The organism is Bradyrhizobium yuanmingense (assembly GCF_025200905.1).
Lineage (GTDB): Bacteria > Pseudomonadota > Alphaproteobacteria > Rhizobiales > Xanthobacteraceae > Bradyrhizobium > Bradyrhizobium yuanmingense.
This window is the reverse complement of record NZ_CP104173.1, coordinates 3,443,847-3,470,292: the sequence shown is the minus strand read 5'-3', so window position 1 is coordinate 3,470,292 and position 26,446 is coordinate 3,443,847. Positions and strand designations below refer to the sequence as shown.

The 26,446-nt window shown below is 61.9% G+C and carries 33 protein-coding genes and 1 tRNA gene; 19 read left to right on the top strand and 15 right to left on the bottom strand.

The window, feature by feature from the left end:
* Positions 1–3: 3 nt before the first annotated feature.
* Entirely contained in the window at positions 4–1,608 is a 1,605-nt protein-coding gene (locus N2605_RS16345; RefSeq protein ID WP_035999644.1) for a carboxyl transferase domain-containing protein, read from the bottom strand.
* 24 nt (positions 1,609–1,632) lie between these two features.
* The gene (locus N2605_RS16340; RefSeq protein WP_260347250.1) at positions 1,633–2,805 is read right to left on the bottom strand and encodes an isovaleryl-CoA dehydrogenase; all 1,173 of its coding nucleotides are present in this window, start codon (positions 2,803–2,805) and stop codon (positions 1,633–1,635) included.
* A gap of 111 nt (positions 2,806–2,916) precedes the next feature.
* Between N2605_RS16340 and N2605_RS16335 the strand changes: the two genes are divergently transcribed.
* Positions 2,917–3,945, top strand: a complete 1,029-nt coding sequence (locus tag N2605_RS16335; protein WP_260347249.1) for an AraC family transcriptional regulator — start codon at positions 2,917–2,919, stop codon at positions 3,943–3,945.
* 293 nt (positions 3,946–4,238) lie between these two features.
* On the opposite strand, the gene N2605_RS16330 is transcribed toward N2605_RS16335, so the two are convergent.
* A complete protein-coding gene (locus N2605_RS16330) occupies positions 4,239–4,721 on the bottom strand; it encodes an Lrp/AsnC family transcriptional regulator (protein ID WP_260347248.1) in 483 nt (160 codons plus the stop codon).
* Between the two features lie 213 nt (positions 4,722–4,934).
* Entirely contained in the window at positions 4,935–5,240 is a 306-nt protein-coding gene (locus tag N2605_RS16325; RefSeq protein ID WP_024337795.1) for an ETC complex I subunit, read from the bottom strand.
* Positions 5,241–5,493: 253 nt separating this feature from the next.
* Between N2605_RS16325 and N2605_RS16320 the strand changes: the two genes are divergently transcribed.
* Complete coding sequence (locus tag N2605_RS16320) at positions 5,494–6,666, top strand: OpgC domain-containing protein (protein WP_036027956.1); 1,173 nt, start codon at positions 5,494–5,496, stop codon at positions 6,664–6,666.
* Between the two features lie 12 nt (positions 6,667–6,678).
* Here the strand turns inward: N2605_RS16320 and N2605_RS16315 are convergent, their stop codons facing one another.
* Positions 6,679–6,873, bottom strand: coding sequence for a hypothetical protein (locus tag N2605_RS16315; protein WP_036027955.1), 195 nt, complete (start codon positions 6,871–6,873; stop codon positions 6,679–6,681).
* Positions 6,874–7,800: 927 nt separating this feature from the next.
* Here N2605_RS16315 and N2605_RS16310 point away from each other — a divergent pair.
* The 15 genes from N2605_RS16310 to N2605_RS16240 all read left to right on the top strand — a co-directional run bounded on the left by N2605_RS16310 (position 7,801) and on the right by N2605_RS16240 (position 17,507).
* A complete protein-coding gene (locus N2605_RS16310; protein WP_260347247.1) occupies positions 7,801–9,123 on the top strand; it encodes a tyrosine-type recombinase/integrase in 1,323 nt (440 codons plus the stop codon).
* A 4-nt stretch (positions 9,124–9,127) separates the two neighbouring features.
* Positions 9,128–9,577: a hypothetical protein gene (locus tag N2605_RS16305; protein ID WP_225186362.1), complete on the top strand. Its 450-nt coding sequence runs from the start codon at positions 9,128–9,130 to the stop codon at positions 9,575–9,577.
* Between the two features lie 109 nt (positions 9,578–9,686).
* Positions 9,687–9,917: a hypothetical protein gene (locus tag N2605_RS16300; protein WP_225150727.1), complete on the top strand. Its 231-nt coding sequence runs from the start codon at positions 9,687–9,689 to the stop codon at positions 9,915–9,917.
* Between the two features lie 69 nt (positions 9,918–9,986).
* Complete coding sequence (locus tag N2605_RS16295; RefSeq protein WP_260347246.1) at positions 9,987–10,307, top strand: hypothetical protein; 321 nt, start codon at positions 9,987–9,989, stop codon at positions 10,305–10,307.
* A complete protein-coding gene (locus N2605_RS16290; RefSeq protein WP_260347245.1) occupies positions 10,304–10,582 on the top strand; it encodes a hypothetical protein in 279 nt (92 codons plus the stop codon). Before N2605_RS16295 ends, N2605_RS16290 begins: the two co-directional genes overlap by 4 nt.
* On the top strand, positions 10,579–10,812 hold the full coding sequence (locus N2605_RS16285; RefSeq protein ID WP_260347244.1) for a hypothetical protein: 234 nt from the start codon (positions 10,579–10,581) through the stop codon (positions 10,810–10,812). The genes N2605_RS16290 and N2605_RS16285 overlap by 4 nt, the downstream gene beginning before the upstream one ends.
* Positions 10,812–12,164 carry an AAA family ATPase gene (locus tag N2605_RS16280; RefSeq protein WP_260347243.1) on the top strand — a complete coding sequence of 451 codons (1,353 nt, stop codon included), beginning with the start codon at positions 10,812–10,814 and terminating at the stop codon, positions 12,162–12,164. Before N2605_RS16285 ends, N2605_RS16280 begins: the two co-directional genes overlap by 1 nt.
* Before the next feature lie 680 nt (positions 12,165–12,844).
* Positions 12,845–13,009, top strand: a complete 165-nt coding sequence (locus N2605_RS16275) for a hypothetical protein (protein WP_225150737.1) — start codon at positions 12,845–12,847, stop codon at positions 13,007–13,009.
* Entirely contained in the window at positions 13,009–13,617 is a 609-nt protein-coding gene (locus N2605_RS16270; RefSeq protein WP_260347242.1) for a hypothetical protein, read from the top strand. The genes N2605_RS16275 and N2605_RS16270 overlap by 1 nt, the downstream gene beginning before the upstream one ends.
* The gene (locus N2605_RS16265; protein ID WP_260347241.1) at positions 13,610–15,139 is read left to right on the top strand and encodes a terminase large subunit domain-containing protein; all 1,530 of its coding nucleotides are present in this window, start codon (positions 13,610–13,612) and stop codon (positions 15,137–15,139) included. Before N2605_RS16270 ends, N2605_RS16265 begins: the two co-directional genes overlap by 8 nt.
* 38 nt (positions 15,140–15,177) lie before the next feature.
* Positions 15,178–15,300 (top strand): hypothetical protein, encoded by a 123-nt coding sequence (locus N2605_RS16260; RefSeq protein ID WP_260347240.1) that lies wholly within the window; start codon positions 15,178–15,180, stop codon positions 15,298–15,300.
* Positions 15,301–15,345: 45 nt separating this feature from the next.
* Positions 15,346–15,510 carry a hypothetical protein gene (locus N2605_RS16255; RefSeq protein ID WP_225150745.1) on the top strand — a complete coding sequence of 55 codons (165 nt, stop codon included), beginning with the start codon at positions 15,346–15,348 and terminating at the stop codon, positions 15,508–15,510.
* Positions 15,507–16,061 carry a hypothetical protein gene (locus N2605_RS16250; protein ID WP_260347239.1) on the top strand — a complete coding sequence of 185 codons (555 nt, stop codon included), beginning with the start codon at positions 15,507–15,509 and terminating at the stop codon, positions 16,059–16,061. The genes N2605_RS16255 and N2605_RS16250 overlap by 4 nt, the downstream gene beginning before the upstream one ends.
* Positions 16,058–16,291 carry a hypothetical protein gene (locus N2605_RS16245; protein WP_260347238.1) on the top strand — a complete coding sequence of 78 codons (234 nt, stop codon included), beginning with the start codon at positions 16,058–16,060 and terminating at the stop codon, positions 16,289–16,291. Before N2605_RS16250 ends, N2605_RS16245 begins: the two co-directional genes overlap by 4 nt.
* A 10-nt stretch (positions 16,292–16,301) precedes the next feature.
* Entirely contained in the window at positions 16,302–17,507 is a 1,206-nt protein-coding gene (locus tag N2605_RS16240) for a hypothetical protein (RefSeq protein ID WP_260347237.1), read from the top strand.
* A 208-nt stretch (positions 17,508–17,715) separates the two neighbouring features.
* Here N2605_RS16240 and N2605_RS16235 read toward each other — a convergent pair whose 3' ends face one another.
* The gene (locus N2605_RS16235; RefSeq protein WP_260347236.1) at positions 17,716–18,762 is read right to left on the bottom strand and encodes a DUF2971 domain-containing protein; all 1,047 of its coding nucleotides are present in this window, start codon (positions 18,760–18,762) and stop codon (positions 17,716–17,718) included.
* A 381-nt stretch (positions 18,763–19,143) separates the two neighbouring features.
* Between N2605_RS16235 and N2605_RS16230 the strand changes: the two genes are divergently transcribed.
* Both N2605_RS16230 and N2605_RS16225 read left to right on the top strand, forming a co-directional pair.
* On the top strand, positions 19,144–19,638 hold the full coding sequence (locus tag N2605_RS16230; protein WP_260347235.1) for a hypothetical protein: 495 nt from the start codon (positions 19,144–19,146) through the stop codon (positions 19,636–19,638).
* Positions 19,635–19,895 carry a hypothetical protein gene (locus tag N2605_RS16225; protein WP_260347234.1) on the top strand — a complete coding sequence of 87 codons (261 nt, stop codon included), beginning with the start codon at positions 19,635–19,637 and terminating at the stop codon, positions 19,893–19,895. The genes N2605_RS16230 and N2605_RS16225 overlap by 4 nt, the downstream gene beginning before the upstream one ends.
* A gap of 876 nt (positions 19,896–20,771) precedes the next feature.
* Here the strand turns inward: N2605_RS16225 and N2605_RS16220 are convergent.
* The 9 genes from N2605_RS16220 to N2605_RS16180 form a co-directional block, all read right to left on the bottom strand.
* On the bottom strand, positions 20,772–21,059 hold the full coding sequence (locus N2605_RS16220; RefSeq protein ID WP_260347233.1) for a hypothetical protein: 288 nt from the start codon (positions 21,057–21,059) through the stop codon (positions 20,772–20,774).
* A gap of 189 nt (positions 21,060–21,248) precedes the next feature.
* Positions 21,249–21,608, bottom strand: a complete 360-nt coding sequence (locus N2605_RS16215) for a nucleotidyltransferase domain-containing protein (protein WP_225150763.1) — start codon at positions 21,606–21,608, stop codon at positions 21,249–21,251.
* Positions 21,608–22,477, bottom strand: coding sequence for an AbiJ-NTD4 domain-containing protein (locus tag N2605_RS16210; RefSeq protein ID WP_260347232.1), 870 nt, complete (start codon positions 22,475–22,477; stop codon positions 21,608–21,610). The genes N2605_RS16215 and N2605_RS16210 overlap by 1 nt, the downstream gene beginning before the upstream one ends.
* Positions 22,478–22,494: 17 nt before the next feature.
* Positions 22,495–23,097 (bottom strand): hypothetical protein, encoded by a 603-nt coding sequence (locus tag N2605_RS16205; protein ID WP_260347231.1) that lies wholly within the window; start codon positions 23,095–23,097, stop codon positions 22,495–22,497.
* A 17-nt stretch (positions 23,098–23,114) separates the two neighbouring features.
* A complete protein-coding gene (locus N2605_RS16200; RefSeq protein WP_260347230.1) occupies positions 23,115–23,861 on the bottom strand; it encodes a hypothetical protein in 747 nt (248 codons plus the stop codon).
* A gap of 97 nt (positions 23,862–23,958) precedes the next feature.
* Positions 23,959–24,035: transfer RNA gene (locus N2605_RS16195), tRNA-Pro, on the bottom strand.
* A 92-nt stretch (positions 24,036–24,127) separates the two neighbouring features.
* Entirely contained in the window at positions 24,128–24,613 is a 486-nt protein-coding gene (locus N2605_RS16190) for a DUF192 domain-containing protein (protein WP_035999663.1), read from the bottom strand.
* A 115-nt stretch (positions 24,614–24,728) separates the two neighbouring features.
* On the bottom strand, positions 24,729–25,391 hold the full coding sequence (locus N2605_RS16185; RefSeq protein ID WP_157284234.1) for a cold-shock protein: 663 nt from the start codon (positions 25,389–25,391) through the stop codon (positions 24,729–24,731).
* Positions 25,392–25,589: 198 nt separating this feature from the next.
* On the bottom strand, positions 25,590–26,351 hold the full coding sequence (locus tag N2605_RS16180; RefSeq protein WP_260347229.1) for an SIR2 family NAD-dependent protein deacylase: 762 nt from the start codon (positions 26,349–26,351) through the stop codon (positions 25,590–25,592).
* Positions 26,352–26,446: the final 95 nt, after the last annotated feature.

Below are 26,446 nucleotides of genomic sequence, written 5' to 3'. Positions count from 1 at the left end.
ACATTACATCCTGAACAGGCCGAATTTCGTCGGCTCGAGCGGCGCATTCGATGCCGCCGAGAGGCCAAGGCCGAGCACGAGACGCGTGTCGGCCGGATCGATCACGCCGTCGTCCCACAGCCGCGCGGTCGCGTAGTACGGGTGGCCCTGGCTCTCATATTGCGCGCGAATGGGCTCGCGGAACTTGTCTTCCTCTTCCCTGGACCAGCTGTCGCCCTTGGCCTCGATATTATCGCGTCGGACCTGGCTCAGCACCATCGAGGCCTGCTCGCCGCCCATCACCGAGATGCGCGCGTTCGGCCACATCCAGAGGAAACGCGGCGAGTAGGCGCGGCCGCACATGCCATAATTGCCGGCGCCGTAGGAGCCGCCGATCACGACGGTGAATTTCGGCACCGACGCCGTCGCAACCGCCGTGACGAGCTTGGCGCCGTCGCGCGCGATGCCGCCCGCCTCGTACTTCTTGCCGACCATGAAGCCGGTGATGTTCTGCAGGAATACCAGGGGAATGCCGCGCTGACAGCACAGCTCGATGAAATGCGCACCCTTCAGCGAACTCTCGCTGAAGAGAATGCCGTTGTTGGCGATGATGCCGACCGGATAGCCCCAGATATGGGCGAATCCACACACCAGCGTCGTGCCATAGAGTTTCTTGAACTCGTCGAACTCCGAGCCGTCGACGATGCGCGCGATGATATCGCGCACGTCGAACGGCTTGCGGCCGTCGACCGGCACCACGCCGTAGATTTCCTCCGCCGCGAACAGCGGATCGCGCGGCTTATGCATGTTCAGGTTCGGCCGCACGGAAGGCTTGAGCGTGCCGACGATACGCCGGGCGATGCCGATCGCATGCGCATCGTTCTGGGCGTAGTGATCGGTCACGCCGGACTGCCGCGAATGCACGTCGGCGCCGCCGAGCTCCTCCGCACTGACGACCTCGCCGGTCGCGGCCTTCACCAGTGGCGGGCCGCCGAGGAAGATGGTGCCCTGGTTGCGCACGATGATGCTCTCGTCCGACATCGCCGGCACATAGGCACCGCCGGCGGTGCAGGAGCCCATCACGATCGCGATCTGCGGAATGCCCTGCGACGACATCTGCGCCTGATTGTAGAAGATGCGGCCGAAGTGCCGCTCGTCCGGAAAGATCTCGTCCTGCAGCGGCAGAAAGGCGCCGCCGGAATCCACCATGTAGACGCAGGGCAGATTGTTCTGCCGCGCAATGTCCTGCGCGCGCAGATGCTTCTTCACCGTCATCGGGTAGTAGGTGCCGCCCTTGATGGTGGCATCGTTGGCGACGATCACGCATTCGCGGCCCGAGATGCGCCCAACGCCAGTGACGACGCTGGCCGAATGCACGTCACCGCCATAGAGGCCATAGGCTGCGAGCGGCGATAGCTCCAGGAACGAGGTGCCGGGATCGACCAGGAGGTCGACGCGCTCGCGTGCCAGCATCTTGCCGCGCGCGGTGTGGCGCTTGCGCGAAGCCTCGCCGCCGCCACCGGCGACCTCGCTGAGTTTCTCACGCAAGTCCGCGACGAGGCCGCGCATGGCCTCGGAATTGCGTGCAAAATCTGATGACGACGGATCGATGCTGGAATGAAGCGGCATGGTGATTCCAATGGGGTGAAGGACTTAAGCCGTCTCGGCCATCAGCTCGCGGCCGATCAGCATGCGGCGCACCTCCGAGGTGCCCGCGCCGATCTCGTAGAGCTTGGCGTCGCGCCACAGGCGCCCGACCGGGAATTCGGAGGTATAGCCGACGCCGCCCAGCGCCTGGATTGCTTCGCCCGCCATCCACGTTGCCTTCTCCGCGGAATAGAGGATCGCAGCAGCCGCGTCCTTGCGCAGGGTGCGCGCGTGGTCGGCGCGGTCGCAGGCGCGGCCCACCGCATAGACATAGGCGCGCGTGGCCTGCCAGGTCGCATACATGTCGGCGAGCTTGCCCTGCATCAGCTGGAAGTCGCCGATCGGCTGGCCGAACTGCTTGCGTTCATGCATGTAGGGCACCACCGCATCCATGCAGGCCGCCATGATGCCGAGCGGGCCACCCGAGAGCACCGCGCGCTCGTAATCGAGGCCGGACATCAGCACTTTGACGCCCTCGCCCACCTTGCCCATCACATTCTCCTCCGGCACCTCACAATCGTCGAAGAACAGCGGATAGGTGTTGGACCCGCGCATGCCGAGCTTGTCCAGATGCTGGCCGTGTGTGAAGCCCTTAAAACCCTTCTCGACCAGGAACGCGGTCATGCCGCGCGGCCCGGCCTCCGGATCGGTCTTGGCATAGACCACCAGCACGTCGGCATCGCCGCCGTTTGTGATCCACATCTTGGAGCCGTTGAGCACGTAGCGGTCGCCGCGCTTGTCGGCGCGCAGCTTCATCGAGACCACGTCGGAGCCGGCGCCCGGCTCGGACATCGCGAGCGCACCGACATATTCGCCTGAGATCAGCTTCGGCAGATAACGCTGCCGCTGCGCGTCATTGCCGTTGCGGCGGATCTGGTTGACGCAAAGATTGGAATGGGCGCCGTAGGACAGGGCCACAGCCGCCGAACCGCGCGAGATTTCCTCCATGGCGACGATATGGGCGAGATAGCCCATATTGGAGCCGCCATATCGCTCCGGCGCGGTCATGCCGAGCAGGCCGAGGTCGCCGAAGCGCTTCCAGAGGTCTGCGGGGAAAAGATTAGCCTTTTCGATCTCGGCGGCACGCGGGGTGATCTCCGCCTCCACGAACGAACGAACGGTGTCGCGCAGCAGGCTGATGTCTTCGCCCAGATCGAAATCGATGCTCGGGATGTTCAAGGCGAGTCCTCCGTATTTTGGGCTCCGAAACTAGCCCGGTCCCGGCCCTCTTGCAGTCGAAAAGGTTGCATTTTCCGCCAAACTTGGCGAGGATTTCCGAAAGGAATTCCGATGCCTTTTCAAGCCGCCACCGCGATTCCGCGCCGCGCCGTCACGCCCGCCGCCTTCGTCCGCGGCGTGGTGGCCGCGTACGAGCATTACGGCCGCGATCCCGCCGAAGCCTTGAGCCGGGGTCAGGTCGCGCCGGAGCTTGTGAATTCTCCTGATGGGCGTGTGACCGCGGCCCAGTTCGAAGCGCTGGCGGGCCATGCCATGCGCGAGCTCGATGACGAGGCGCTTGGCTGGTTCTCGCGCCGGCTGCCATGGGGCACCTACGGCATGCTGTGCCGGGCCTCGATCACCGCACCCACGCTGGAGGTCGCGCTCAAGCGCTGGTGCCGGCATCACCGCTTGGTCACAGAGGATGTGCTGCTCGATCTCGAGGTTGGCGAAGAGACCGCCGTCGTGTCGATCCGTCAGCTCCGTGACCTCGGGCCCTTCCGCGAGTTCTGCCTCGTCACGCTGTTCCGCTACGTCCTCGGCTTCTCATGCTGGGCTGTCGACTCCCAGATCGCGCTCCGCGCGGCTGAGTTTCCTTACTCAGAGCCCGGCCACGTCTCGGTCTATCCGACCATCTTTTGCCGGACCGTCCGCTTCGATGCGAACCGCGCGGCCATCGTCTTCGACAAGCACTATCTGTCGCTGCCGCTGACGCGCAGCGCGGCCGATCTCGACAACATGCTCAAGGGCGCGCTCCGGCTCACCGTGCTGCCGTACCGGCGCGACCGCCTGCTGGTCGAGCGCGTCCGCCGCGTGCTGCGAGAAGCGCGCGGACGGGTCCTCGGCGCCGAGGACGTCGCGCGCGAGCTTGCGCTCTCCACCCGCACGATGCATCGCCGTCTGCGCGAGGAGTCCACCTCGCTGCGCGATCTCAAGGAGGAGACGAAATTCGAGCTGGCCAAACAGGAGCTGATGCGCGGCCGCACGCCGATCAAGCGCATCGCCGAGATCGCCGGCTTCCGCAACGAGAAAAGCTTTTCGCGGGCCTTTCGGACCTGGACTGGCACAAGCCCGCGCGAGTTTCGGGGCCGCTATCGCTGACGCGCGCCGCTGAAATTCCGATTTCCGCTGGGATATTCGCAGCCCTAAAGCGGAATGGTTTTGGGTTGAATCGATAGCCACGGGCTCGGTGCAACCTCTCCCGCTTGCGGGAGAGGTCGGCGCGTCCGGGCGATGCGAAGCATCGTCCCGCGCGCCGGGTGAGGGCTTTCTCCTCTTGGGGATTGTCCCAATGCGGAAGCACTCTCTCCCCAACCCTCTCCCGCAAGCGGGAGAGGGAACGCACTACCGTCGTTCGGCGATCAAGCCTCATTTCATCACGCCCTAGCCTGCCGCTATGCCACCGCGACCTCGTGCAACGGCAGCGGCACGTCCTTGGCAACCCCGAGCACGGGGAAGCTGCGCACGTTCTTGACGTTAGGCATCGCGGCGAAATGCAGGAGCTGCTGCCGCATACTCTCGACACTCGGGGCCACGCATTTGAGCAGATAGTCGGTGTCGCCGGAAATCCGCCAGCATTGCTGGATGCGCGGGATTGCGGCGATCGAGCTCTCGAACGCCTCCAGCACCGGCTGGGCCTGGCTGCCGAGCTGGATCGAGACGAACGACACCACCTCGTAGCCGAGCAGCCGCTCGTCGATCACGGCGCGAACCGCCCGGATCACGCCGCGGCTGAACAGCGACTTCAGCCGCCGCAGGCAGTTCGGCGCGGACACGCCGACGCGCAGCGCCAGCTCGTTGTTGCGAACCCGCCCGTCCTGCTGCAGTTCGGATAGGATTTTCAGATCGACGCCGTCGAGCTGGTCACGCCCCGCCATCCCCCACCTCGTCCTGGTCGTGTCATGCGAGGCAGCGAAGCACGGGGCGGAATTGGTGCCAAGGGTTCTCAGGCGCGGGCGACCAGCCGCTCCCTTCTTCATGGCCGGGCTCGTCCCGGCCATCCACGTTCTTCGTCTACCGCCAAAAATGTGGATGCCCGGGACAAGCCCGGGCATGACGGCACTTTGGATGCTTCGGGTGAGAATGGCCCCTCAATGCGTCCAGGGTTCGCCGCGGCGGAACGAGAAATTGTCGGCATAGGCAACCGGCCGGCGGATCGACTCCTTGGGCTCGATCACCTGGTAGGCGATGCCCTTGCGCTCGCAATAGGCGATCGCCTCTTCCTTGCTGTGGAAGCGCAGCGTTATTTGCTGCTTCATGTCGGCCGACGAGGTCCAGCCCATCAGCGGCTCGACCGAGCGCGGCTGCTCCGGCTCGTAATCGAGCTGCCATTCCCTGGTCTTGGACCGGCCGGATTGCATCGCGTTTTTGGCGGGCTTGAAAATGCGTGCGGTCATGACTGGTCGGGGCCTCTTGGTCTTTCCGTTCGATTTCGATGCGTCACGGTGGCAGTTGGTGGAAATCTCGGGGATAGTATAGAGAAGCCGGTTGGGAACTGATCCTGATTCCGGGCCCGGCAACCCTCGCCAACGGTATAGTCATTATGCTGCACCGTGACAATTGCGTACCCGCGTTTCATCCTGGGACCCCGTTTGGCGGCCCGGTTTCATCGATCTCCGTGCTTCTGTCCTCTCTGAAAGCTCCCGACGCATGGCCTTCCTGAACGTCAGCGCCACACTTCCCGACAAGGGTCGCGACCTCCGGCTCGACCTGTTTCGCGGTGTCGCAAACTGGGCGATCTTTCTCGACCATATCCCCGACAACGTCGTGAACTGGATCACGACCCGCAACTACGGCTTTTCCGACGCGGCCGACCTGTTCGTCTTCATCTCCGGCTACACCGCCTCCTTCGTCTATGCACGGATGATGCTGGACCGCGGCTTCATCGTCGGTGCCACGCGGCTGACCAAGCGGGTCTGGCAGCTCTATGTCGCCCACATCATCCTGTTCGTGATCTACATCGCATCAATCAGCTATCTCGCGCTGCGCTTCGGCGATTCCGAGATGATCAACGAGTTCAACGTCGCCGGCCTCGTCGACAACGCCACCGAGACGCTGCGCCAGGGCCTGTTCCTGCGCTTCAAGCCGCTCAACCTCGACGTGCTGCCGCTTTACATCGTGCTGATGGGCCTGTTTCCGCCGGTGCTGTGGTTCATGCTGCGCAAGCCCGATTTGACGATGATACTGTCGATCGTGCTGTGGCTCGCCGCGCGCCATTACGGCTGGAACCTGAACGCCTATCCGGCCGGCCAGTGGTACTTCAACCCCTATTGCTGGCAGGTGCTGTTCGTGTTCGGCGCCTGGTGCTCGATGGGGGGCGCGCGGCGCTCGGCAACGCTGATCAATTCGCCTGTTACGCTGTGGGTCTGCCTCGGTTATCTCCTGTTCGCGCTGGTCATGACCATGGCCGGCCGTTTCCCCACCTTCGGCGGCATGTTCCCGGAATGGCTGTTCTCGGCCTTCAACCCCAATGACAAGACCAACCTCGCACCGTATCGCTTCCTCCACTTCGTGGTGATCGTGATCCTGGTGATCCGCTTCGTGCCGAAGGAGTGGCCGGGGCTGGAGTGGAAGGTGTTCGACCCCTTGATCGTCTGTGGCCAGCAGTCGCTCGCCGTGTTCTGCGTCGGCGTGTTCCTGTCCTTCGTCGGTCATTTCGAGCTGTCGATGAGCTCAGGGTCGCTGCTCGCGCAGATCTTCGTCAGCGTCGCCGGCATCGCGATCATGACGACGGTGGCTTATTACATCTCGTGGTCGAAGAAGCAGGACAAGCCGCTGAAGCCGCCGCCGGCCAAGCCGGCTGCGGAGGCGAAGGCGGCCTGAGAGAGGCGGCAGTTAGGCCGCCTCTTCGCCGTCGAACTCGGTGAACTTCTTGTAGATCCAGTCGCGGCCGTCATGGCGGCGCCAGACCTTGCCGAGCACGAACTGCCCGTTGATGGAGCGGCGCGGCACGATCACCGTCCAGAGGTGCCAGATCTCGGTCCAGTTTGACTGCGGACCGATGGTCCCGATGTTGCGGTCAATAGACATGGCAGAACTCGCTGGCGCAGAACTTAGGCTGATCCGCGCGCCGCGACGAACAGTCATCTGTGGTGGCACAGAGTCGACAGCCCATCGCGAGCCGGGACCGATCTGATAGCAGCCAGCCAAACGGCCGCAACAGCCGCTCGCCTTTAACCTTGCCGATCAACCTTACTTCTTGGGATGGAGCGGCGCGTTTGGTTGAAAGCCCGCGCCGGTTTTTCTAGAATGCCCGTGATTTGAGGACGGGCGCGCCGTTTCGGCGCAGGGCGATTTTAAGACTGAACTTTGCAGACGATCGGACGTTTGGAAGCAAGTAGATTGCTGGGGGGGGGACGACAATGATGAAATTGCAATGTGCGCGTCTGCGCCTCGCGTTGCGCGTGATCCCGCCCGCGCCAATCGTGAGCATGGCGTCGCAACGGCCGCCGCAAGCCGCCAACGACAATCAGATGGCCTGGCCGTACGTGCCATTTCCGCCCGGCTGGTACGCCTCGAACTGACGAGCGCGGCGGACAAAACGCAACGCCGCGCAAGCGGAATATTCATCGCTTGGCGGCGTCCGTTTAGACATTGGGCGCTGAAATCCCCAACACGGATTTGTCTATCGCGACGGGCGAAGGTTCGATGAGGCTTTGCTGATTTCCGCGCGAAGCGGAGGCCGGACGCGTAGATGCCTGGCCATTGCCGGTTGGATGCTGACCTCTAGGCCAGCGCCGCCCGGGACTGGTCGGGGCAGCTGGATTCGAACCAACGACCTGCAGTACCCAAAGCAGGCCGTTCCAGTGGACAAGGCGGCCACCACGAGACAAATGGACTGGTAACCCCCTCGCAAATCACTCAGAATCCTACCAGACCAGCAGTCTGGACGGACACTCGCGGCCAACTACGGACAGCCTGCATCTTCCCATAGTCTTCCCAGGCAGGGGGCAACCGATGAAGTTGACGGCGAAGGGCTTTGGAGCGGCGCGGCTGAGGGCCGGCGAGACGGACAAGATTTTCTTCGACGATGACATCCCCGGCTTCGGCCTACGCGTGCGCGCCGGCGGCTCGAGGAGTTGGGTCTTCCAGTATGCCCTCGGCGACAAGCAGCGCCGCATGAGCCTCGGCTCCGCCACGCCGGAGAGCTTCAAGTCAGTCAAGGACGCTGACGGGCGAGTGAAACTCGGCATCCGCGAGCACGCCGCCCAGCTTCACGCCAAAGTGAAGCTTGGTGAGGATCCTGCCGGCGACAAGACCGAGAGCCGGAAGCGGGCGAGCGACACCTTCGAGGCTGTCGCCAAGAAGTTCCTAGCCGCGAAGAAGGAAACCACCCGACCGGGCACCTACACCGAGACCGAGCGCCACATCCTGAAGCACGCCAAGCCGCTCAACGGGCTCCAGGCCGCCAAGATCAGCCGTCGGGACATCGCGGAACTGATCGGCACGATCAGGACGAACAGCGGCCCGGTGGCGGCGAATCGTGTCCGCTCAACCCTTTCCGACTTTTTCGGCTGGGCCATGTCTGAGGGTTTCGATGGAATCGAGGACAACCCCGTCCTCAACACAGCAAAGGCCGAGGAGGTCAGCCGCGACCGCGTCCTCAAGGATCACGAGCTTCGCGCGATTTGGAAGCACGCCGGCGACGATCACCACGGGGCGATTCTCAAATTGATGATGCTCACCGGGCAGCGTGCTGATGAGATTGCAAGCCTCCGCTGGCCCGAGATCACCATGGCGACAGTGCCCGAAAAGCGCGTCACAGACGCGATCAAACTGCCGGCCTTCGACATCGACGCAATTGACCTGCCGGCCGAGCGCACCAAGAACAAGCGGCCGCACATCGTACCGCTATCGAAGTCGGCCTTTGCGATCGTGGGCGCGCAGACCCGGCGAACCAACAGCGATGGAAGCCTCCGCGAGTTCGTGTTCGGCATCGGTCAACAGGGCTTCTCTGGCTGGTCCCGCTGTAAGGAGCGCCTGGACGCGCGCATCGAAAAGGATCTCGGTAAGCCATTGGATCACTGGCGACCGCACGACCTGCGGCGGACCATGTCGACACTGATGAACGATCGCTTGGGCATCCTGCCGCATGTGGTCGAGGCCATCCTGAACCACGTGTCCAGTCATCAGAGTGGCAAGAGCGGCGTGGGAGGCGTCTATAACCGAGCGCTGTACCTGCGCGAGCGCGTCGAGGCGCTGAACCTCTGGGCCGATCACCTCGCCTGGATCGTCGCGGCCGACAGCAACGTCACCCCTCTGAAGCGGGCGGAGGCATGACGCGATGTCGGAAAATTTGAAGAAGCTTTTCCTGCAATCCAATCCGACCACGACCAAGACCGGCGCAGCCATGCGCGTCAGCTTCCTGTTCCACGAAATTGAGGAAGCGCATGGTCTCGACGTAGCGAGAGCGATGTTTGAGAAATGGGCAAAGCCAACAACCCAGAACGAGCTCAACAAGCTGAAGGGTTGGCGTCTGATCGAGCGGTACGACGACATGCTCGAGCCGAACGTTCGCGAGTTGGCTAGGCAGATCGAAGCGGAGAACGCAAAGCTCCCCGATGACGAGCAGCTTACGCCGAGGCGCAAGCCGAGCCGAGAAACCATTGAAGCATACATACGCGAACTGCTCCGCGAGCGGCGCAAGGCAATTGAAGCCGGCACGTGGGATGGGCCGGTCTCGGAAGACGCTGTGTGGCGCCGACGCCCGCTCATAACGAACGGCGGCCTGTAGGATTTTCTCGGAAAAACCTACAGCAGGATTTTTTGCAAAAGGACTAGACTGCAAGCGCACGCGGACATCACGCAACTTCACGGCCATCCGAACCAAAGGAGCCGTGTCGATGCCCCGCTTGTCCGAGAAAGAAATCGCGATCCTTGATCGCTTCGAGCGCTTGCCCGACAGCGCAGCGACATCGCTCAAGATTTGCGCGCTGGTGTCCGGGATCTCCGAACGGACCTGGCGCCGCAACCCGCCCATTCCGACTTTCCCGATCAGCGCTGGCAAGAAGGGCGCAAACGTCGGACAGCTCCGCAAGCTGACCCGCGGCGAGCTCGCAGCACCCGCAGCCTAATCCCGAAAAGCAACGGCCGGCCTGGGCACCACCCCAGAGACCGGCCGCAATCACGTCGAGATCAGCAACATGCCCTTACAGCAAACCGGAATCGCGCGTCAACGCCTGCCGAACCGCAGAGCCTCCGAAACGCTTTCGTTCGAGCACGCCGGCGCCGACTTCACCATGACAGCGGGCTATTACGCCGATGGCCGGCTAGGCGAAATCTTCATCAACGCCGCTCACGCGAACAGCGCACTTGACGCGCTGGCATCAGACGCCGCGATCGCTCTCTCCTTCGCCTTGCAACATGGCGCCGACCTCGCGGCGATCAAGCTTGCCATGAAGCGCAGCAGCCGCGGCGAAACATCCTCGCCGATCGGTGCGGCACTCGATCAGGTGACGCCATGAGCAGCCTGCCGACACCTGACGAGCCGATCGAGATCGCGAAATTCTGGAAATCGGCTCGCAATCGCAAGCAGAGCATCGTCATCGCGATCAAGCATTACGAAGGCCACACGTTCCTTGATTGCCGCATGTTCGGCACTAACGAGGAAGGCCGGAGCGTCCCGACGCAACGCGGCGTAACCATCGGCATGGCGCGACTTGAAGAGTTCGCCGCCGGTGTCGCGAAAGCGCTCGCGACGGCGCAGGAGCTCGGCCTGATCGAGGAGGACGCGCAATGAACGCGCCTCTTCAGGTCTCAGCACCCATCGCGCTCGGCGACATCCACGATTTCGAGGAATGCGTCGGGCATCACGTGTGGTTTTTTCTGGAAGGCTGGGTCGACCTGCAGACGGCGGTGGACAATCTCTGGCGCCTCGCCGAGCGTTGGCTCCTCGTCGACGAATTCGGGGCCGATCGCGTCCAGCATACCATCGCTGTGCCCTTCGCGGTCGCACGGGGGGCCTTGTGATGGACGCCCACACCGAACAGCCGTGGCTGCACGATCCCGCCTATGGCGGCATGAGCGCGGCCGCGGCCGAGGCAAGCTGGCGAGCCGCGGAAGCCCGCAGGGAGGCCGACAGGGCCTGGGAGCGCGAGCACGGGCCTGTGCATGATCGTTATCCCGAGAGCGTGGACGGCGAGCCACTGTATAACGCCGGTGTGGACGAGCCAGCTCCCTGCCCGAGCCTCAACGAGTGGGACGCCGGGGACTGCTCGACCCTCCCGCCTCCGCGGGAATGGCTGCTCGGCAACCAGTTCTGTCGCCGTTTTCTGTCTGGCCTGCTTGCACCCGGCGCCACCGGCAAGACCGCGCTCCGCACGCTGCAGTACCTCGCGCTCGCCACCGGGCGGCCGCTGACCGGTCAGCACGTGTTCAAGCGCTGCCGGGTGCTCCTGCTCAGCCTGGAGGACGACGACAGCGAGTTGCAGCGCCGTCTCGCCGCGGCGCGCATTCACCACGACATCGCGCCCGCCGACCTCAAGGGCTGGCTGTTTTGCGCCACGCCAAAGGGCATCAAGCTGGCAGGACTGAAGGACGGAGCGCGCGCGGCGGGGCCACTGGAGGCGATGCTGCGGAGAACCATCCGGGACCGACAGATCGACCTGGTCGGGCTGGATCCCTTCGTCAAGCTCCACGCTCTCGAAGAGAACGACAACGGCGCGATGGATTTCGTCTGCGACCTGCTTGTGAAACTGGCGATCGAATTCAACATCGCCGTCGACGTGCCGCACCATACGAAGAAGGGCCTGCAGATCGCCGGGGACGCCGACGCGGGCCGCGGTGCCAGCGCCGCACGGGACGCCGGCCGGCTCATGTACACGCTCACCAGGATGGCGGACAACGAGGGCGAGACCTTCGGCATCCCAACCGAGGAGCGGCGGCTTTACGTGCGCCTGGACAGTTCCAAGGTCAACATCGCGCCACCGTCGGGCGAGGCCACGTGGTTCAAGCTGATCGGCGTCCGCCTCGAGAATGGCACGCCGGATTATCCACAGGGCGACGAGGTGCAGACGGTCATTCCGTGGCAACCGCCGAAGACCTGGGACGGCATCAGCGGCGCCCAGCTCAACGCTGTGCTCGACGAGATCGAGGCCGGCCTGCCGAACGGCCAGCGCTATTCCGACGCATCCAAGGGCGCCGAGCGCGCCGCCTGGCAGGTCGTCCAGCGCCATTGCCACGACCGCACGGAGCCGCAGTGCCGCGAAATCGTGAAGACGTGGGTCAAGAACGGCGTCCTGCTCCGCGAGGACTACGCCGATCCCATCACACGCAAGCCCCTCAAGGGCCTCCGCGTCTGCCACGGAAAGAGGCCGTCGTGATGTGCTCCATTGCAGCAAAATCAATAGCGCATCAATGGAGCGGCCGAGCCTGCTCCGCTATTGATTTTTCCCTAGGGCGTGGCATGGCGCAAAAGCGCGCGCCATTGCCCATTGCTGCCATGGTGCATCAATGGCGCAACCCGGCCTCGCACGCATCCCACCTCACCCGCTTTGCGCCACCAGCGCTCTGCCTTCGGCGACGCTTGGAGGCGCACCGCTGGCCACCGACCGGAAGGCATTTCACGCACGACCAGCTTCCACAGCCTCACCGTGTTTCCATAGTCCACCTGCACGCACGCACACGCGCGAGGAACGCCCTCGTTTGCCTCTCATCGGGTAGATATTCCCAGCCCGGCCCAACCATCCACGACCAGCAGTCTGCGACACTGTTAGCCGAGGAGGCTAACATCATTGATTTTACGGTGATTTTTGCCGTTCTCCCCGCTCTCGCACATCGATGGGAATGCCATGGGAAGAATGTCGATCGCGCCCATATTGGCATCTCGAACCAAACAGACCCGCCCCCCGGGGGGTACCCCCGAAGCGGCCGCCCTCTCGCCAATCGCATGACCCACCTCCCCACTCGGCGCCGCTCTCAAACCTTCTTCCGATTTTCCCGGTGCGTTGAAGACGGCCTCCCCTCGCTGCACGGTCGCGCACATCAATTCGGAGGTGTGCGGATGAAGCGCGAGAAGGTGACGTTTGAGGCCGAGCCGGAGATCAAGACCGAGCTCGAGACCTGGGCGCGCGAGGAGGATCGGTCGGCGGGGTCGCTGTTGCGGCGGATCGTCGAGCGGGCCATCCAGGAGCGGCGTGCGGCGGCCGCTGTGCGCGAGGTGGCTTGATGGCGCGGGCGAAGCGTACGGTGGCCCCTGCCCCGGCCAAGCCAGACTGGGGGCAGCTCGGACCGGCGATGCGGGCGTTGCCGAACGACCAGTGGCGCGCGTTCTGCCACGAGCTCATCACCGGCAAGCCCGGGCATGGGCGTTACGCGCGCGCGGCGCGGGCGGCTGGTTTCGGGAAGGACTCGACCACCCCGAACGTGGCGAAGATCGCCTGGAAGATCGCGCACGATGACCGGATGATTGCGGCGATCGCGGAGGAAAGCCGGAAATATCTCCGCGGCAGCCATCCTGAGGCAGTGGCCGCCCTGCTCGCCATGATCCGCGACAGCAAGCACCGCGACCATGGCCGGGCTGTGCTGTCCCTGCTCGACCGCGTCGACCCGGTCGTGAGCAAGCAGACAGTCGACATCACCCACCGCGTTATCGACCCGGACGCTGAGGCGCTTGAGGAGCTGCGCGCGCTCCGGCAGCTCGGTGTCTCCCGCGAGAAGATGCTCGAGACGTTCGGCGGCAACGGGCTGGCGCGGCTCGAGCGGCTCGAGGCGGCTGACGCTGCGCGGCGCGCCATGGAAGCGAAACTGATCGACGGACAGGTGATCAATGGCTGACGATACCCCGGATCCCCAGGGCCTCATTCGGCTGGCTCGTCAGACGCTGTCGTCGAGCGAGCGGCGCAAGAAGTATCGCCGCATCGACTTCCTCGATCAAAGTTACTGGTACCCGAGCCAGAAGGCTTTCTTCATGGCCGGATCGAGCGGCGTGCACCAGCGGCTGATCTATGGCGGCAACCAGTCCGGCAAGACCCTGTCCGCCGCGTTCGAGGTTGCGCTGCACATGACTGGGCTCTACCCAGATTGGTGGACCGGAAAGCGGTTCGACAAGCCGGTCCGCGTCTGGGCCGTCGGCGAGTCCGGCCAGCTGGTGCGCGACACGTTGCAAAAGAAACTTTGCGGCGATGACGAGTTCGGCACCGGCATGATTCCGCTTGAGAGCTTCGGCAAAAAGCCAGTGATGGTCCCGGGCGGTACCGGTGCGATCGACACCATGTTTGTCACGCACCAGACCGACGGCGTCGCCGACGGTACGTCCAGCCTCACCTTCAAGTCTTTCGAGATGCGGCGCGAGAAGCTGCAAGGCGAATCCGTCGACCTGATCTGGATCGATGAGCGGCCGAGCGAGGACATCTACAGCGAGCTCCTGGCGCGCACCTCCGCGACCGACGGTCACCTGATCGTTTCGTTTACCCCGGTCGGCGAAGGCGCCGCGGCCGGCGTGACCTACAAGTTCCTTTCCGAACCATCGTCAGATCGCGCCGTCTTTCGTATCCCCTCCTCCGAGGTCAAGCACATCTCGGAGGCTCGACGAGAGGAGCTCTCCTCTGGCTATGCCGAGCACGAACGCGAGGCGCGGATCGAGGGCACCCCGCAGCTCGGCGCCGGCCCGATCTTTCCGATTGAGCTCCTGCCGGCCATCTCGAAAAGCTTCAATCCGGACACTGATATTCCGACCTACGCGCGCTGGTCTGTCGGCATCGACTTCGGATACGGCCATCCGTTCGCCGCGGTGCTGATTGCATGGGCGCACGACACCGGCCACGTTTGGGTCGTGGACTCGTTCCGGATGGAGCGAAGCTCGGCGCTCTATCACGTCCAGCGCATTCACTCGATGGCGCGCGGCCTGCGGATCCCGATCGCCTGGCCACATGACGGGGCGCAGCACGACAAGGGCAGCGGGCTACCGCTCGCCCAGCAGTACAAGAATTTCGGCGCCAACATGATGATGCATCACGCCGTCAATCACGGCACGAAGACCAACGCCGTCGAGCCCGCGCTCGAAGAAATCCGCGGCATGATGTACGGCGGCAAGCTCACGATCGCGCCGCATAATGGCGAGCTGCTCGAAGAGCTGCGCAATTATCATCGCGACGAAGACTTCAAAATCGTCAAGCAGCGCGACGACCTCGTTTCCGCGATGAGATACGCCATCATGATGCGGCGCCATGGCAAAGCCTTGGCCGACTGCGACGGCATCGGCTACGGCAACTTCCCCATGGCGGGCCCGCGGCAGAGCCTCGGTGGACGGCAGGAGCTCGCGCGCGGCGTCGACTTCGATGTGTTCAGCGGACAATAACACGTTGAAGCCAGCGATTTGCCCCCATCAAGGCCCAAATGGCCAAGCGCAGGCGCACCGTGCGTCCCATCGGAAGCATCGAGCGGCCAACATGGCTCATCACCCGTGAAATCAGCCAGAATATGCAGGTTCTGCGCAACAAGAAGCTGGTGCGTTGTTGACGAACGTTAACGGTTGTTTGATTTCGCAAACACGGAGAACCACGAATGTCGAAAGACAGAATGATCGGCGTGCGTGTCGACGCTGAGCTCGAGCAGCGGCTCAAGGCAGCTGCCGAGAAGGACCGCCGAAAGATCTCAGACATGGCCCGGATCATCTTGTCGGACGGTCTCGCTGCCGACAACACACAGCACCAGGAGGTTGCACGATGAGCATGTGGGGACAAGAAGGACAGACGGTTGGTGAAATGATCGTCGCCCACGCAACTGCGGCCCCGCCGCCGGCTCCGCCGCCGCCGCCGGCCCCGCCCATTCCGGCGACCGGAGCGGAAGCGGCCGCCCGGCTCAACGAGCTGAAAGGCAATGCCGAGTGGCGCGATAAATTCCTCGCCGGCAACGGCCCGGAGGCCAAGGAATTTCGTGAACTGACCTCGAAGATCAACGAGAGCGACAATCCGAACGTTGATAAGGCGATGGCAGGATTGCTTGACGATGCGCCCTTCCAGTCAACGGATCGTCTTCAGATGATCGGCGCGACCCAGATGTTTCGGGATCTTGGCATCCGTGACGAAGTGATCCGCGAGACGTTGACCAATCGCGAGGTCACTCCAGAAGAACACGCTGCTGTTGCCCGATTGAAGGCAGAGCGGATGCGCGATCATGCCTGGGTCAAAGAGTTCATGGCCGGCAACGGCCAGCACACCCGGGACATGATGCTGATGAACGTCGTGTTGTCGTCACCGATCAAGAAGGCCTCGGCATGAGTGTCGCCGCGGTCGATCTCGGTGGACTGACCGAAAGCAATTGCTGTGCCGCCTGCAACGGCGATCACTGCGTGATCAGCGGTCAGCCCTATTGCGCGCATCCTCGCAAGGGCGGGCTACATCATCATCAACTGCAATCGGATCAGGGTGCCATGCGGCGGCTGCAAACGGCGCGTGACATGCTGCTGCGGAGCGCGACCGAATTGCAAATCGCAAGCAACAAGGCATAGGAAGAATCTCATGGTCGATCACCACATCGCATTGAACCGCGGCATGAAAAAGTTCTTCAGCGTCCTTCTCGCGGCCGTTGCTTTGATCATCTCGCCGATCGAGGCGCGGGCGCAGCAATATCAGACGCTCCCGCCGAACAGCGTTATTGCCAATACCCTGAATTACAGCAATCCCTCTCACGCGCTCCCATTCTCAGAGCTTCTGAAAATCTTAAACCTCTACAGTTTGACCAAGGTCGGGGATGCCGACTACGTGATGGGTAGTACGGATCGCGTCGTTACCACGGACAAGCTGGCCTCATGGCATGACCCTCACACGTGGACTCTTCCCCGCGCCGCGGATTTCAACCCTGGCCAGCCGCTCTACGTCATCGATCTCGGATCGAAGATCACCGCCGACAAGCCGCTTACTATCGTGAGGAATTCCACCGGGGGGGACGACAGGATCAACGGCGGCATTTCGCCGGTCGTCATCAACGTCGCAAGCGGCGCCTTCGTGTTCATCTCCGACGGCTATAGCAATTGGTTTGCGCACTCGCTGGTGTCGCCCAGCACCGCGCCGGACGGGACCATCAGGTCCAACATTTCCGGCATCACCTCGACCCTGGACGATAACCCAATTTCCGCGGTGCTGGACAAGCTGCTCGGCACGACGCACGGCAGCGTGGTTTATCGTGGGGCTTCATCCTGGTCGGCTCTTAGCCCCGGCACGCTGGGGCAGCTTCTGTCGTCCGGTGGCGCGGGTGCAAATCCGTCGTGGATCACCGCGAACGGGACAGGAACGGTCACCAGCGTCATGTGCTTTGGTTCGGCGATCACCACGATCGGCACCTGCGCGACGGCTGCGACCAAGTCAGATCAGCAGACGGCCACCAGCACAACCGCAGTGGTCACGCCCTCTCAGCAGCAGAGCCATCCGAGCGCGGCCAAGGCGTGGGTTCGCTTCACAGGTGTAAGCGGAGCGATAAGCCAAGCCTACAACGTCGCAAGCGTGACGCGCTCGTCGGCAGGATCTTACACTCTGAACTTCTCGACCGCGTTTGCGAACACGACCTATACATGCGTCGGAAACATCGAGGACACCGCCAGCAACGGAATCATCAAGGGCGCTTCAAGCGGGCGTTCAGGGAGCGCGAACCCGATTTTCGCGGTGAACCTGGCCGGAACGACCTACGATCCTGCGACCGTGGAAGTCGCATGTTTCGGCACGCAATGATGTGGGCCTGGTGGCAGCGGCCCGCAGGTGGCTGCTGCGTCGGAACGATCGTGAAGGGCTGTTGAGCCAATCGCACCATGGCTCGGCCTAGATGATTTTCAATTACTTTGAAGGCTGGAGTGTTGCCCAGCGTGTGCATGTAGCAGTGGTGCAAAGTCAGAACCAAATCCGGCATCGGTACCCTCGCATTGTTCTCCAGGAGCGATGCTCAAAATCTGAGAGTGGTGTCCGACCTTACAATCGGAACATCCATTCCATTTTGATCCAGGAGAAGTCGTGCAGCGTTGAATTGGTTCTCCTGGTCACGATGGGGACCCACAATTATCTTCTTGATCGGCAGCTTTCCAATCCCCTCGAATAGACTGATATACGGAACGACGGTCCCCCCCGCCCCTTCCCTAAAGCGCACTTGCTTATGCGGTCTGCCATCCAGTTCGCTCGAATTGACAGTTTGGCGTGTGGCAAGAGCAACAACTCGATATTCGTTTTCCTCTTTAAATCGTGGGCTCTTCAAGAATGGCACAACGTCCACAAATGCTCTGATGTAATTTTGCGGATGACGATCACCGAGTATTTTGTGGATGTCGGGGCGCGCCGCCAGGTTAGGTGCCTTATCCTCAAATGCGACCTTCAAAAACGCAGCTGCAATTCCGTCGAAGCGCGATAGATTTGCCGCCGCTTCGTGGTTTTCGTATTCTACTTTCCGAGTGGCCATTACCTGATACGAATGCTTTTGATTTTCCTCGTTTGTGAGCAGGTCGAGTTCCCTCTCATCAAACTCCACGGCGAATCCGCCTCGTCCATAGCCCCGCCATTGACTAAGCAGTCCATGCTCACTCTCCGGTGATCCAACTTCGTGCATGCAGAATGACGTGATGTAGATCGGAGAGACGCGCTCAATCGTCTTGAGAATGATAGAGGTGACCTTCTCGGCCTCCGTTTGCATTGTGTTACCGTTTAGAGAGTCCAATAACTCTGGCTTAAATGCGCCTAGTGTGATGAGACGAGGGAGAATCTCGGAAAACTCTCTCTCGACTTGCGGCGTCAGTAGCCTACTCAGCAACTGACATTCTGCGGTGTCATTGAGGAAATTCGCGTGTGTTGCCCAGAGCGTCCGTGTGGTGATGATGCCTATCAGCCCGGCCGCGGTCGTATAGTGAAATTTTGAGAATCGCGCGTCGACGGTTGGACCGACACTGCTGTTGGATTGGCGATTTGCCAGTGCTGTTTGCCGCCGCTTCCCTCGTTTGCTCATTCTTGCCCCCATGTGACGGCACTTATTAGCAACCTAGGAGGGCACGCAAGCAAATTTCCCCAAGCTGGAGAATTGTTAATTGAAAAATCACCAAATCAGTGGTGGACTGATTAGCGGAGCTTCAGAACTCCCGCCGAAAGCCCTTGCCGGGGCTGGGTAGGCACCAGGGCGATGGCAGGGCGATCCTTGCCGGGATCAACTGTCGCCATCGAGACGTGAACGCGCTGGTCAACCGCCAGCGTGAACGGCAGCACTATGCTGGGCAGGCGGCGGTTATACAAGACCCGAAAGGGAAAGATCGTCGCGCGTCATCTCTGGTGGCGTTCTGAACTGTCCCGGCGCCAGTGCTGTCCGCTGGCACCCGGCCGTCAGAAGCCGGTTTTGATCCAGAGCACCACCATGTCTAACATCATCGACCTATCCGCCGCACGCGCGGCGGTCCCCCCTACGATCGCGTTGCCTCCGAGCAATGTTGCCGAGCTTACGGCGCTTCCCACCCCGCCGAAGTCCGAGGAAGAGCTCGACCGCGAATCCCAGATCATGCGCGCGGCCGCGACCTATACTGCCCTAAATGGCTCCTGGAATGGCGCCTGGATTGCCGATCACACCGGTAATTCGACCGTCGCTGAGATCGTCAACAAAGGGCTGTGGGAGCGGCGGGATGCCGTTCTGCGCAAGCTGACGCGCCTGATGCGGAAAGCCGAGACGGTCCGGACGGTTGAGATATGGTCGCTCGCCAGCCTCGCTAAGGTGGTGATGAACCAGAACGGCGACGGGGAGTCGGGGCGCAATCTCGAAGATTTCGAGATCTTGTTCCTGCAATCGCTATTCGAGCTGATCGAACGCAATTGCCAATGCGCGGAGCGCTCAGCATGAGCAACGTTATCGAGATGCCGCTGTCCGACCGTCCGTTCACCGAGCTCGAAATCGATAAACTCCATTCGAAGGCCTTTCGCAGTCTCGAAACTAGCCTTCGAGATTGCGTGAGGATGGCCGGCATCGCCGCGCAGGTGATGTTCGACGCCAGTGTCGAGGACGAGCAGCTGAGGTTCGCGGTATTCCATTCGGCCCAAATGCTCAGGGCCTTGGAGAAGGAATACGACGCCCGCTGGCACGGCGAGGTGCAGGAATGAAGCCCCGGCGCCGATCGCCCAGGTAATCCGGTCCGCGCGGCTGACGGCCGAGGCAGTAACAGTCAGCCGCACTGCAGCAGAGCACCCCGCCGGCCCGCAGCCGGCGGTTTTTTTGTGAAAAGGTCATGTCGTGGTGGGACGTTACCGTCCCAATTGTTCAAGAGCGAGTATCGTGCCCACGTTCAACCTTAGGGAGGTTTGGAATGACACGTATTTTGCTCGTTGCTCTCACGCTCTCGTTCGTTGTACCGATCGCCAGCGCCGTGGCCGGGCCATGCGATACTGCGTCCGATCGCGCTTCCGATGGATCTCGGTGCGGTGACCGCGCGGCCGATCGGAGACCGGGAGGGAAGTAGATCGAAGAGCAAGGCCCGCTGGTTCACGCTGGCGGGCCTCTCTCTACTGCCGACCTCGCGGTCAAATATCCTAAGTTTAGCTGGAACGGCTGCAGGGTTTGTGCGTCTCTGAACAAAGAGAAGCGCTCATGCTGCAAGACGACCCATCAAAAGCTTTGCTCCGCTGCGCGAAGTGCGGCTCGCCCCTCCAAGTGGTGGAGAAGGTGTGGGATCCCAAGAAGAGGCGGCACGTGCGCATCTACGAATGCGAGTGCGGGGAACTGGTTTGGGACGAGTAATGACGCCCCGTAGGCCATGGCTGCTTATCGTTTGGCGCCCATGATGACACCAGTCGAATACTTGGTACAAGCCGAACGCTTCGCCCAAGCTGCGGAAGCCACTCTCGACCCAATTGTGCGGTCCCAGCTAGAAGCGCTTGCTAAAAGCTACTCCGTCCTCGCCAAAAGCACTGCCGTCCTAGATGGCTCGGGCAAGATCCTCGAAGCTCTAGAGCAGCAGCGCCGGAATAAGTAGGGCCGCCTCAGTTGGCGGCCTCTCGTTTTCGGCCCGCGAATTCCGGCGGCCTGCCGCTCTCGAAATCGGGCCTGACGTCGGCTCCCCGGCTGCCGCATGCGGCGCAGACGAACAGCGGCTCGATATCAGACAGGCGGATCTCGTCAGGCCAGCGTTCGGCCCTCAGAGCGACGTGGTGGCCGCAGTGGCAATAGACCAGGACGCCGCGCAAGCCCATCTCGCGCATCTCGCCAAACGTGATCTTGAGCGGCCGGCCGTCGGCGTGCGTAGGCGTGTGGCGTCGAGGGCGAGGCATTCCCTGATCAAAGCGGCATCGTAAGTACCTCGCAAATTATCAATCCCTTGGGGCTCATCCGTCGCGCGAGCTACTGCGCGTCGTGGGTGTGGGAAAGCTAATCGCGAAGCGCGACCGGCAGCGGCTGATGACGCACCGCCGTCGGCTGAGGCGGTGAACGACAGAGGGCGCGGCGCTTCGGCGCCGCGCCTATTTCTGTTTCGGCGGCGTCCACACGCAGACAACGCGCCGAAGGACAAGCACCGGCTTTGTCATACCTATCAGGATGGCGGCATCTGCGTCGTCTTGTGGCTCTCGATGAATAGCAAGCGGACCAGGAAGCTGATCTTTGAGGTGGTGAAAACCTGTTTCGTTCTCTCTCGCCCACCAATCCATTGTCTGTTGATCGAGGCGTTTCCACTCGTTTAGGAACAGCCGTACATCCACATCACTGTCGGGCCGATGATCTCCGCGGACCCGACTGCCGAACAGGTAGATGGCCGGAATCGCTGGCGCGGGATCGATCCAATCCGCAAGGATATTGGCAAGACGAACGAGCTCGGGGTCCATCAGGTATTGAGCAGACCAGCAGTTCTGGCCTTGTTGATCAGGTAAGAAATGAAGGCCGAGCAGGCGCCGATCATGAAAATGGCGTCAGCCTCGTCGACATCGGGCGCCGCTTTGTCGAGTAACGGATGTCGGATTCCCTGCTCGTCACTCGAAAAGCCGTAAATCGCCAAGAAGCCCTTTTTTAGAGCACCGTGGATATTTGTGCTTCCCTCGAGCTTGCCTAGCGCCTTAGCAAACTCGCCGCTAGGCTCTAGAACTCTCACGACAGACTCAACAGCATGCATGCTTTCACGAACACTGTCCGCAAATCTTCCAGCGCTTAGTTCGTTAGCAGCTGTTCTCAGGTGTTCGCGCCCTCCCACCAGGCCTTTCGCCTCCGTCAGGTCTTCAAAAGCACGGGTTAGGGTTGCCGCCTCGGCATCGGAACCGATCGGGCACAGGACCTCTTTGTCTATTACACGATAGGGAGAACGAGAGTAGATCAGGATCTTATTAATTGTGTCTGGAAACCCGGGCGTTGGCTTTACGCGCAACAAGTGCTGTATCCAACCGTAGAACTTATCCCAACTGCTGTTTAGGACAGCGGCCTTGGCAACGTCGGCGGCGCGATGGAACGAAGGATCAAACTCATCCGCCGGCTTGTGATGAAAAAACACGTGAAGATTTTTGAGCGCGCCTTTCCATGGGTCGCCAACATAGGAAAACATCTCGTTCCGTGCGGTGCGGTTTAGCTCATTGTAGATGTAGTTCCAGAGAACAGACCTCAGTTCTTGACTGACTTCCGTTCGCTTTAGTTGTGTTGGGAGCGGCTCCGTGCCCTCCGCCTGCGCAAAGGTCAACTTCTTGCGGCGGGCGATCTCATCGTCCATTTAGACGTCCCCATGAATCAAAAAATATGCAGGTGAGTGAGGTATTGCCAAACGTCCGAAGCTAGCTTGCCGATAACGGCCCCGCCGGCTTTTTCTGAGATCCACTTCAAGGCAGGAGCAAGCGTCTCGCGCACCGCTGCGACACGCACCCTCGCTGCCTCGAGCAGACGCCGGCCGGCGGATAGCTCGGCGACAACCTGCTCCTTCTCCTCCGGCTCACCCGGGAAATCGTTAGTCTCTTTGAGTGCGACGACGAGCTGATCGAGCTTCTCAAGCGCCTGTTGCTGCTCGGGCGAATAGTGCCCAAGCGAGACCACGCGGTCAGATGCAGGGATGTCGGGCCAGTGGATACGTTTCGCGGCCTTGAGGCCACTTAGGATCGAACCGAGCGCACTGACGAAGTCGTCCTGGTCGTTCCCTAAAAGCTGCCTATTGAGTCCTCGCTCGATGGATTTGCCAGCCATCGAGGACGCGCCGATCTGTTCGAGCACATTCTGGACGTGGTGAGTCCAAACGATCCAGTCGTCAGAAAGAGCGTTCGGATACCCATGGCGGCTTTTCGAGGAGAAATTCTCGTAGGTAAATTGGCCACCTTGCTCGATAAGGTCCGAAATATCCACCGTCCCCTCCGCACCTTCTATGAGTTCTTGGCAGCCAATTCCGCGGCTTGCATAAGTGCGATCTTCCTCTTCATCAGGTCAGCATACTCTCGATCGGGGCTGAAGAAATTGCTCGTTCCGGATAGCTCGTCCGACTTGCGGTCCACCGCATCGCAGACTTGAATGAGCTCATCGACGAGCATCGGGAATCCCGCCCGTGGCTGCTTCGCGGCCATCCAGTCGAGCAGAGGCATGTCCTTCTTCGCTGCCCTTTTACGTTCGTACTCGAGCTGAGAAGGCTTCATCCTGGAGATTTCGGCTTCGGCCAGCGTTTTGTAGTCCGGCTCCTGAGGAATCCGAAAACGGCGATTCGGCGGGCGCGTGTCAAAATCAAAATCGGCCGGGTAAGACTCATCCGGCACGAACAAGATGCGAGTTTCGTGCTGCGGTTTGGGCGTTATGTCGATCAGAGCCCCACCCTGAGCGATCCAGACCGCGTGAAATTCAGCCGTAAAAAAGATCTTCGGCCATTCCCAGATCGTCCAACCGAATCGGATTCCGCCGCCGTCGTTCTTTACTTTTTCCAGAACGCCGTCGGAGCACCACCCAAACAATCCAAACTGATCCTGCCTCACCGGCACGAACTGAGGTGCACCACCAAGGGCAGCGGCGACTTTCTCGATAGCCTCGGTGATCGCCTCGGGCGTCGTCTCGTCCGACGCTCCGGCCGAATTCCTAAAATGCTCCTCAGATAGCTTCTTCTTATCTTCGAACGTGCCGGTCACTATCATTCCCGCGGCAATTTGTCTTCCCATGACCTTCCCAATCAAAAATTCTGGGAAGTTTTAACGTCCGACCTTGTATCTAAGCTATTGATTTTGCTGGTCGGGGCAGCTGGATTCGAACCAACGACCTGCAGTACCCAAAACTGCCGCGCTACCAGGCTGCGCTATACCCCGAATGTCCGGCGAGCCCCGTCGATACACGCTTCCCGGAGCGCCAGCAAGCTCTCCAAAGCCGCCGGCCTGGGCCGCAATCGCCCCTGCCCGTCCTATTTGCCGCCGAACAGGGGGTGGCCGACGCGATCACCGGGGCGGATGCCGTACTTCTGCGCCGTCCCCGCCACCACCTCCAGCACGGCCCGGGCGGGTCCCCGGGAGGAGATGATCTTCGTCGACAACGGCTCGGTATTCTCCGCAATGCGCAGGATGCGGCCATCGGCGCGGATGAAGATCATGTCGAGCGACACATAAGTGTTCTTCATCCACATCGAGATTTCCTGCTCGGGATTGAAGTCGAACAGCATGCCTTTGCCGTCGGCCAATTCCTTGCGGTACATCAGGCCGGTCTCCTTCTCCTCCGGGGTCGTTGCCATCTCGACCGAGAACACCTGCACGCCGTTCTTGGTGACGATCTCGAGCGGCTGGAAGCTCGCGGCGCCGGCCGGCGCGCCGGCGACGGCCCAGCCGGCGATGACGAGGATGGCGGCCAGCCAGCCCTTCAGAGCGGACCAGGCGGCCTTTCGATCAGAATTCATCGGGGCTCTCGCGGCGTGGGACTTCAATCAGTCCTTACGCGGCGACCGCCGGAAAAGGAAGAGGCGCGCCGGACTTGCAGCGCGCCTCTGCTCACAATTGCTGGAAGTCATAGCCTTAGTGCGACTGCAATCCCGGCGATCCGGTCTCGGGATGGATCTCGGCCGCCATCATGCCCTTGGAGCCGGGCCCGAAGCGGACCAGCACATACTGGCCCGGTCTCAGCTCAGTCATGCCGAAGCGGCGTAGCGTCTCCATGTGCACGAAGATGTCGGGCGTGCCCTCGCCGCAGGTCAGGAAGCCGAATCCGCGCAGCCGGTTGAACCATTTGACCTGGGCCCGTTCCAGCCCGCTGGTCGGGGTGACCGTGACATGGGTGCGCGGCGGCAGCATCTGCGCCGGGTGGATCGCGGTCGACTCGTCCATCGAAACGACGCGGAAGGCCTGGTAGCCCTTGGCGCGCTGGATGCACTCGACGACGATGCGGGCGCCCTCATAAGCGGTCTGGAAGCCGTCGCGCCTAAGCACGGTAACGTGCAGGAGCACGTCCGGCCAGCCGTTGTCGGGAACGATGAAACCGTAACCTTTGGAGGCGTCGAACCATTTGATGACGCCGGTGACCTCGACGAGGTTGGCGCTGGCTTCGCCCAATCCGGTGAAGGGATTGAGCGCATTGTCGCGGCCGGCTCCGCCGTGCTCGCCCGGCGTTAATCGCCCTGGCGAGGTGCCCTGTCCGGGAACTCCAAGCTTCTTGGACTCAAATCCGTCCGACGACCCCATAACCCCGGACCCCACACTGCCATGCAACCCGCCACATTGGCGGCGCCCGAATCACGCGCCTTAAGAGAATGTTCTCAATTCGACGCGACGCGAATCTTTCGACTCAAAAGATAACACTCCCGGTTGAGACGCATAGACAAAAAAGAGATTCGCCGGAACCTATGAACAGCTTGCACAGCCGCGAATCAAATTGATGCCTCAATTGCCGACAAAGGGCCCGAGAGTCTCTCCGATGTCGTGGTGGATGACGAGGTCGGCGATGTCGTCCTGCTCGGTCGGCTCGCGATTGATGATCACGAGACGTGCACCGGCGCGCTTGGCCATGATCGGAAAGCCGGCCGCCGGCCAGACCACCAGCGAGGAACCGATCGCGATGAAGAGATCGCAGGCCTGCGACAGCGCTGTCGCGCGCTGCATCTCCTCGTCCGGCATCATCTGCCCGAAGGAAATCGTGGCGGTCTTCACCGGCTCGTCGCAGGCGGTGCAGTCGGGCGCGATGCCATCGCCGTCGAAACGGCGCTTCACCCAGTCGAGCGGGTAAACCTGCCCACATCCGATGCAGCGCGCATAGGTGGTATTTCCGTGAAGCTCAACCACGTGCTCCGGCGCGAAGCCGGAGGCCTGGTGCAGATTGTCGATGTTCTGGGTGATGACGGCGGGAACCTTGCCGGCGCGGTAGAGCGATGCCAGCGCCCGATGGCCGCGGCCGGGCTTCGCTGCGGCGAAGACCTCCTCCATCGCAAAGCGGCGGCGCCAGGATTCGTCCCGCGCTGACTGGCTCGCGACGAACTCGTCGAACGGGATCGGACGGTTACGCGTCCAAATTCCGCCCGGCGAGCGGAAGTCGGGAATGCCGCATTCGGTCGAGATGCCGGCACCGGTGAACGGCACGATGATCCTGGCCTCGGCGATCATGTCGCCGAGCCATTCGATACCGCTCCGCAGATCCGATGCGATCAATCGCGCCTCCCGAATAGTTTGGCCTGACAGCAACATGCGCAAGCGACAAGATCGTTGACGCTCTTATCAAGCGCCAATGCAATGCACTCGGCAAT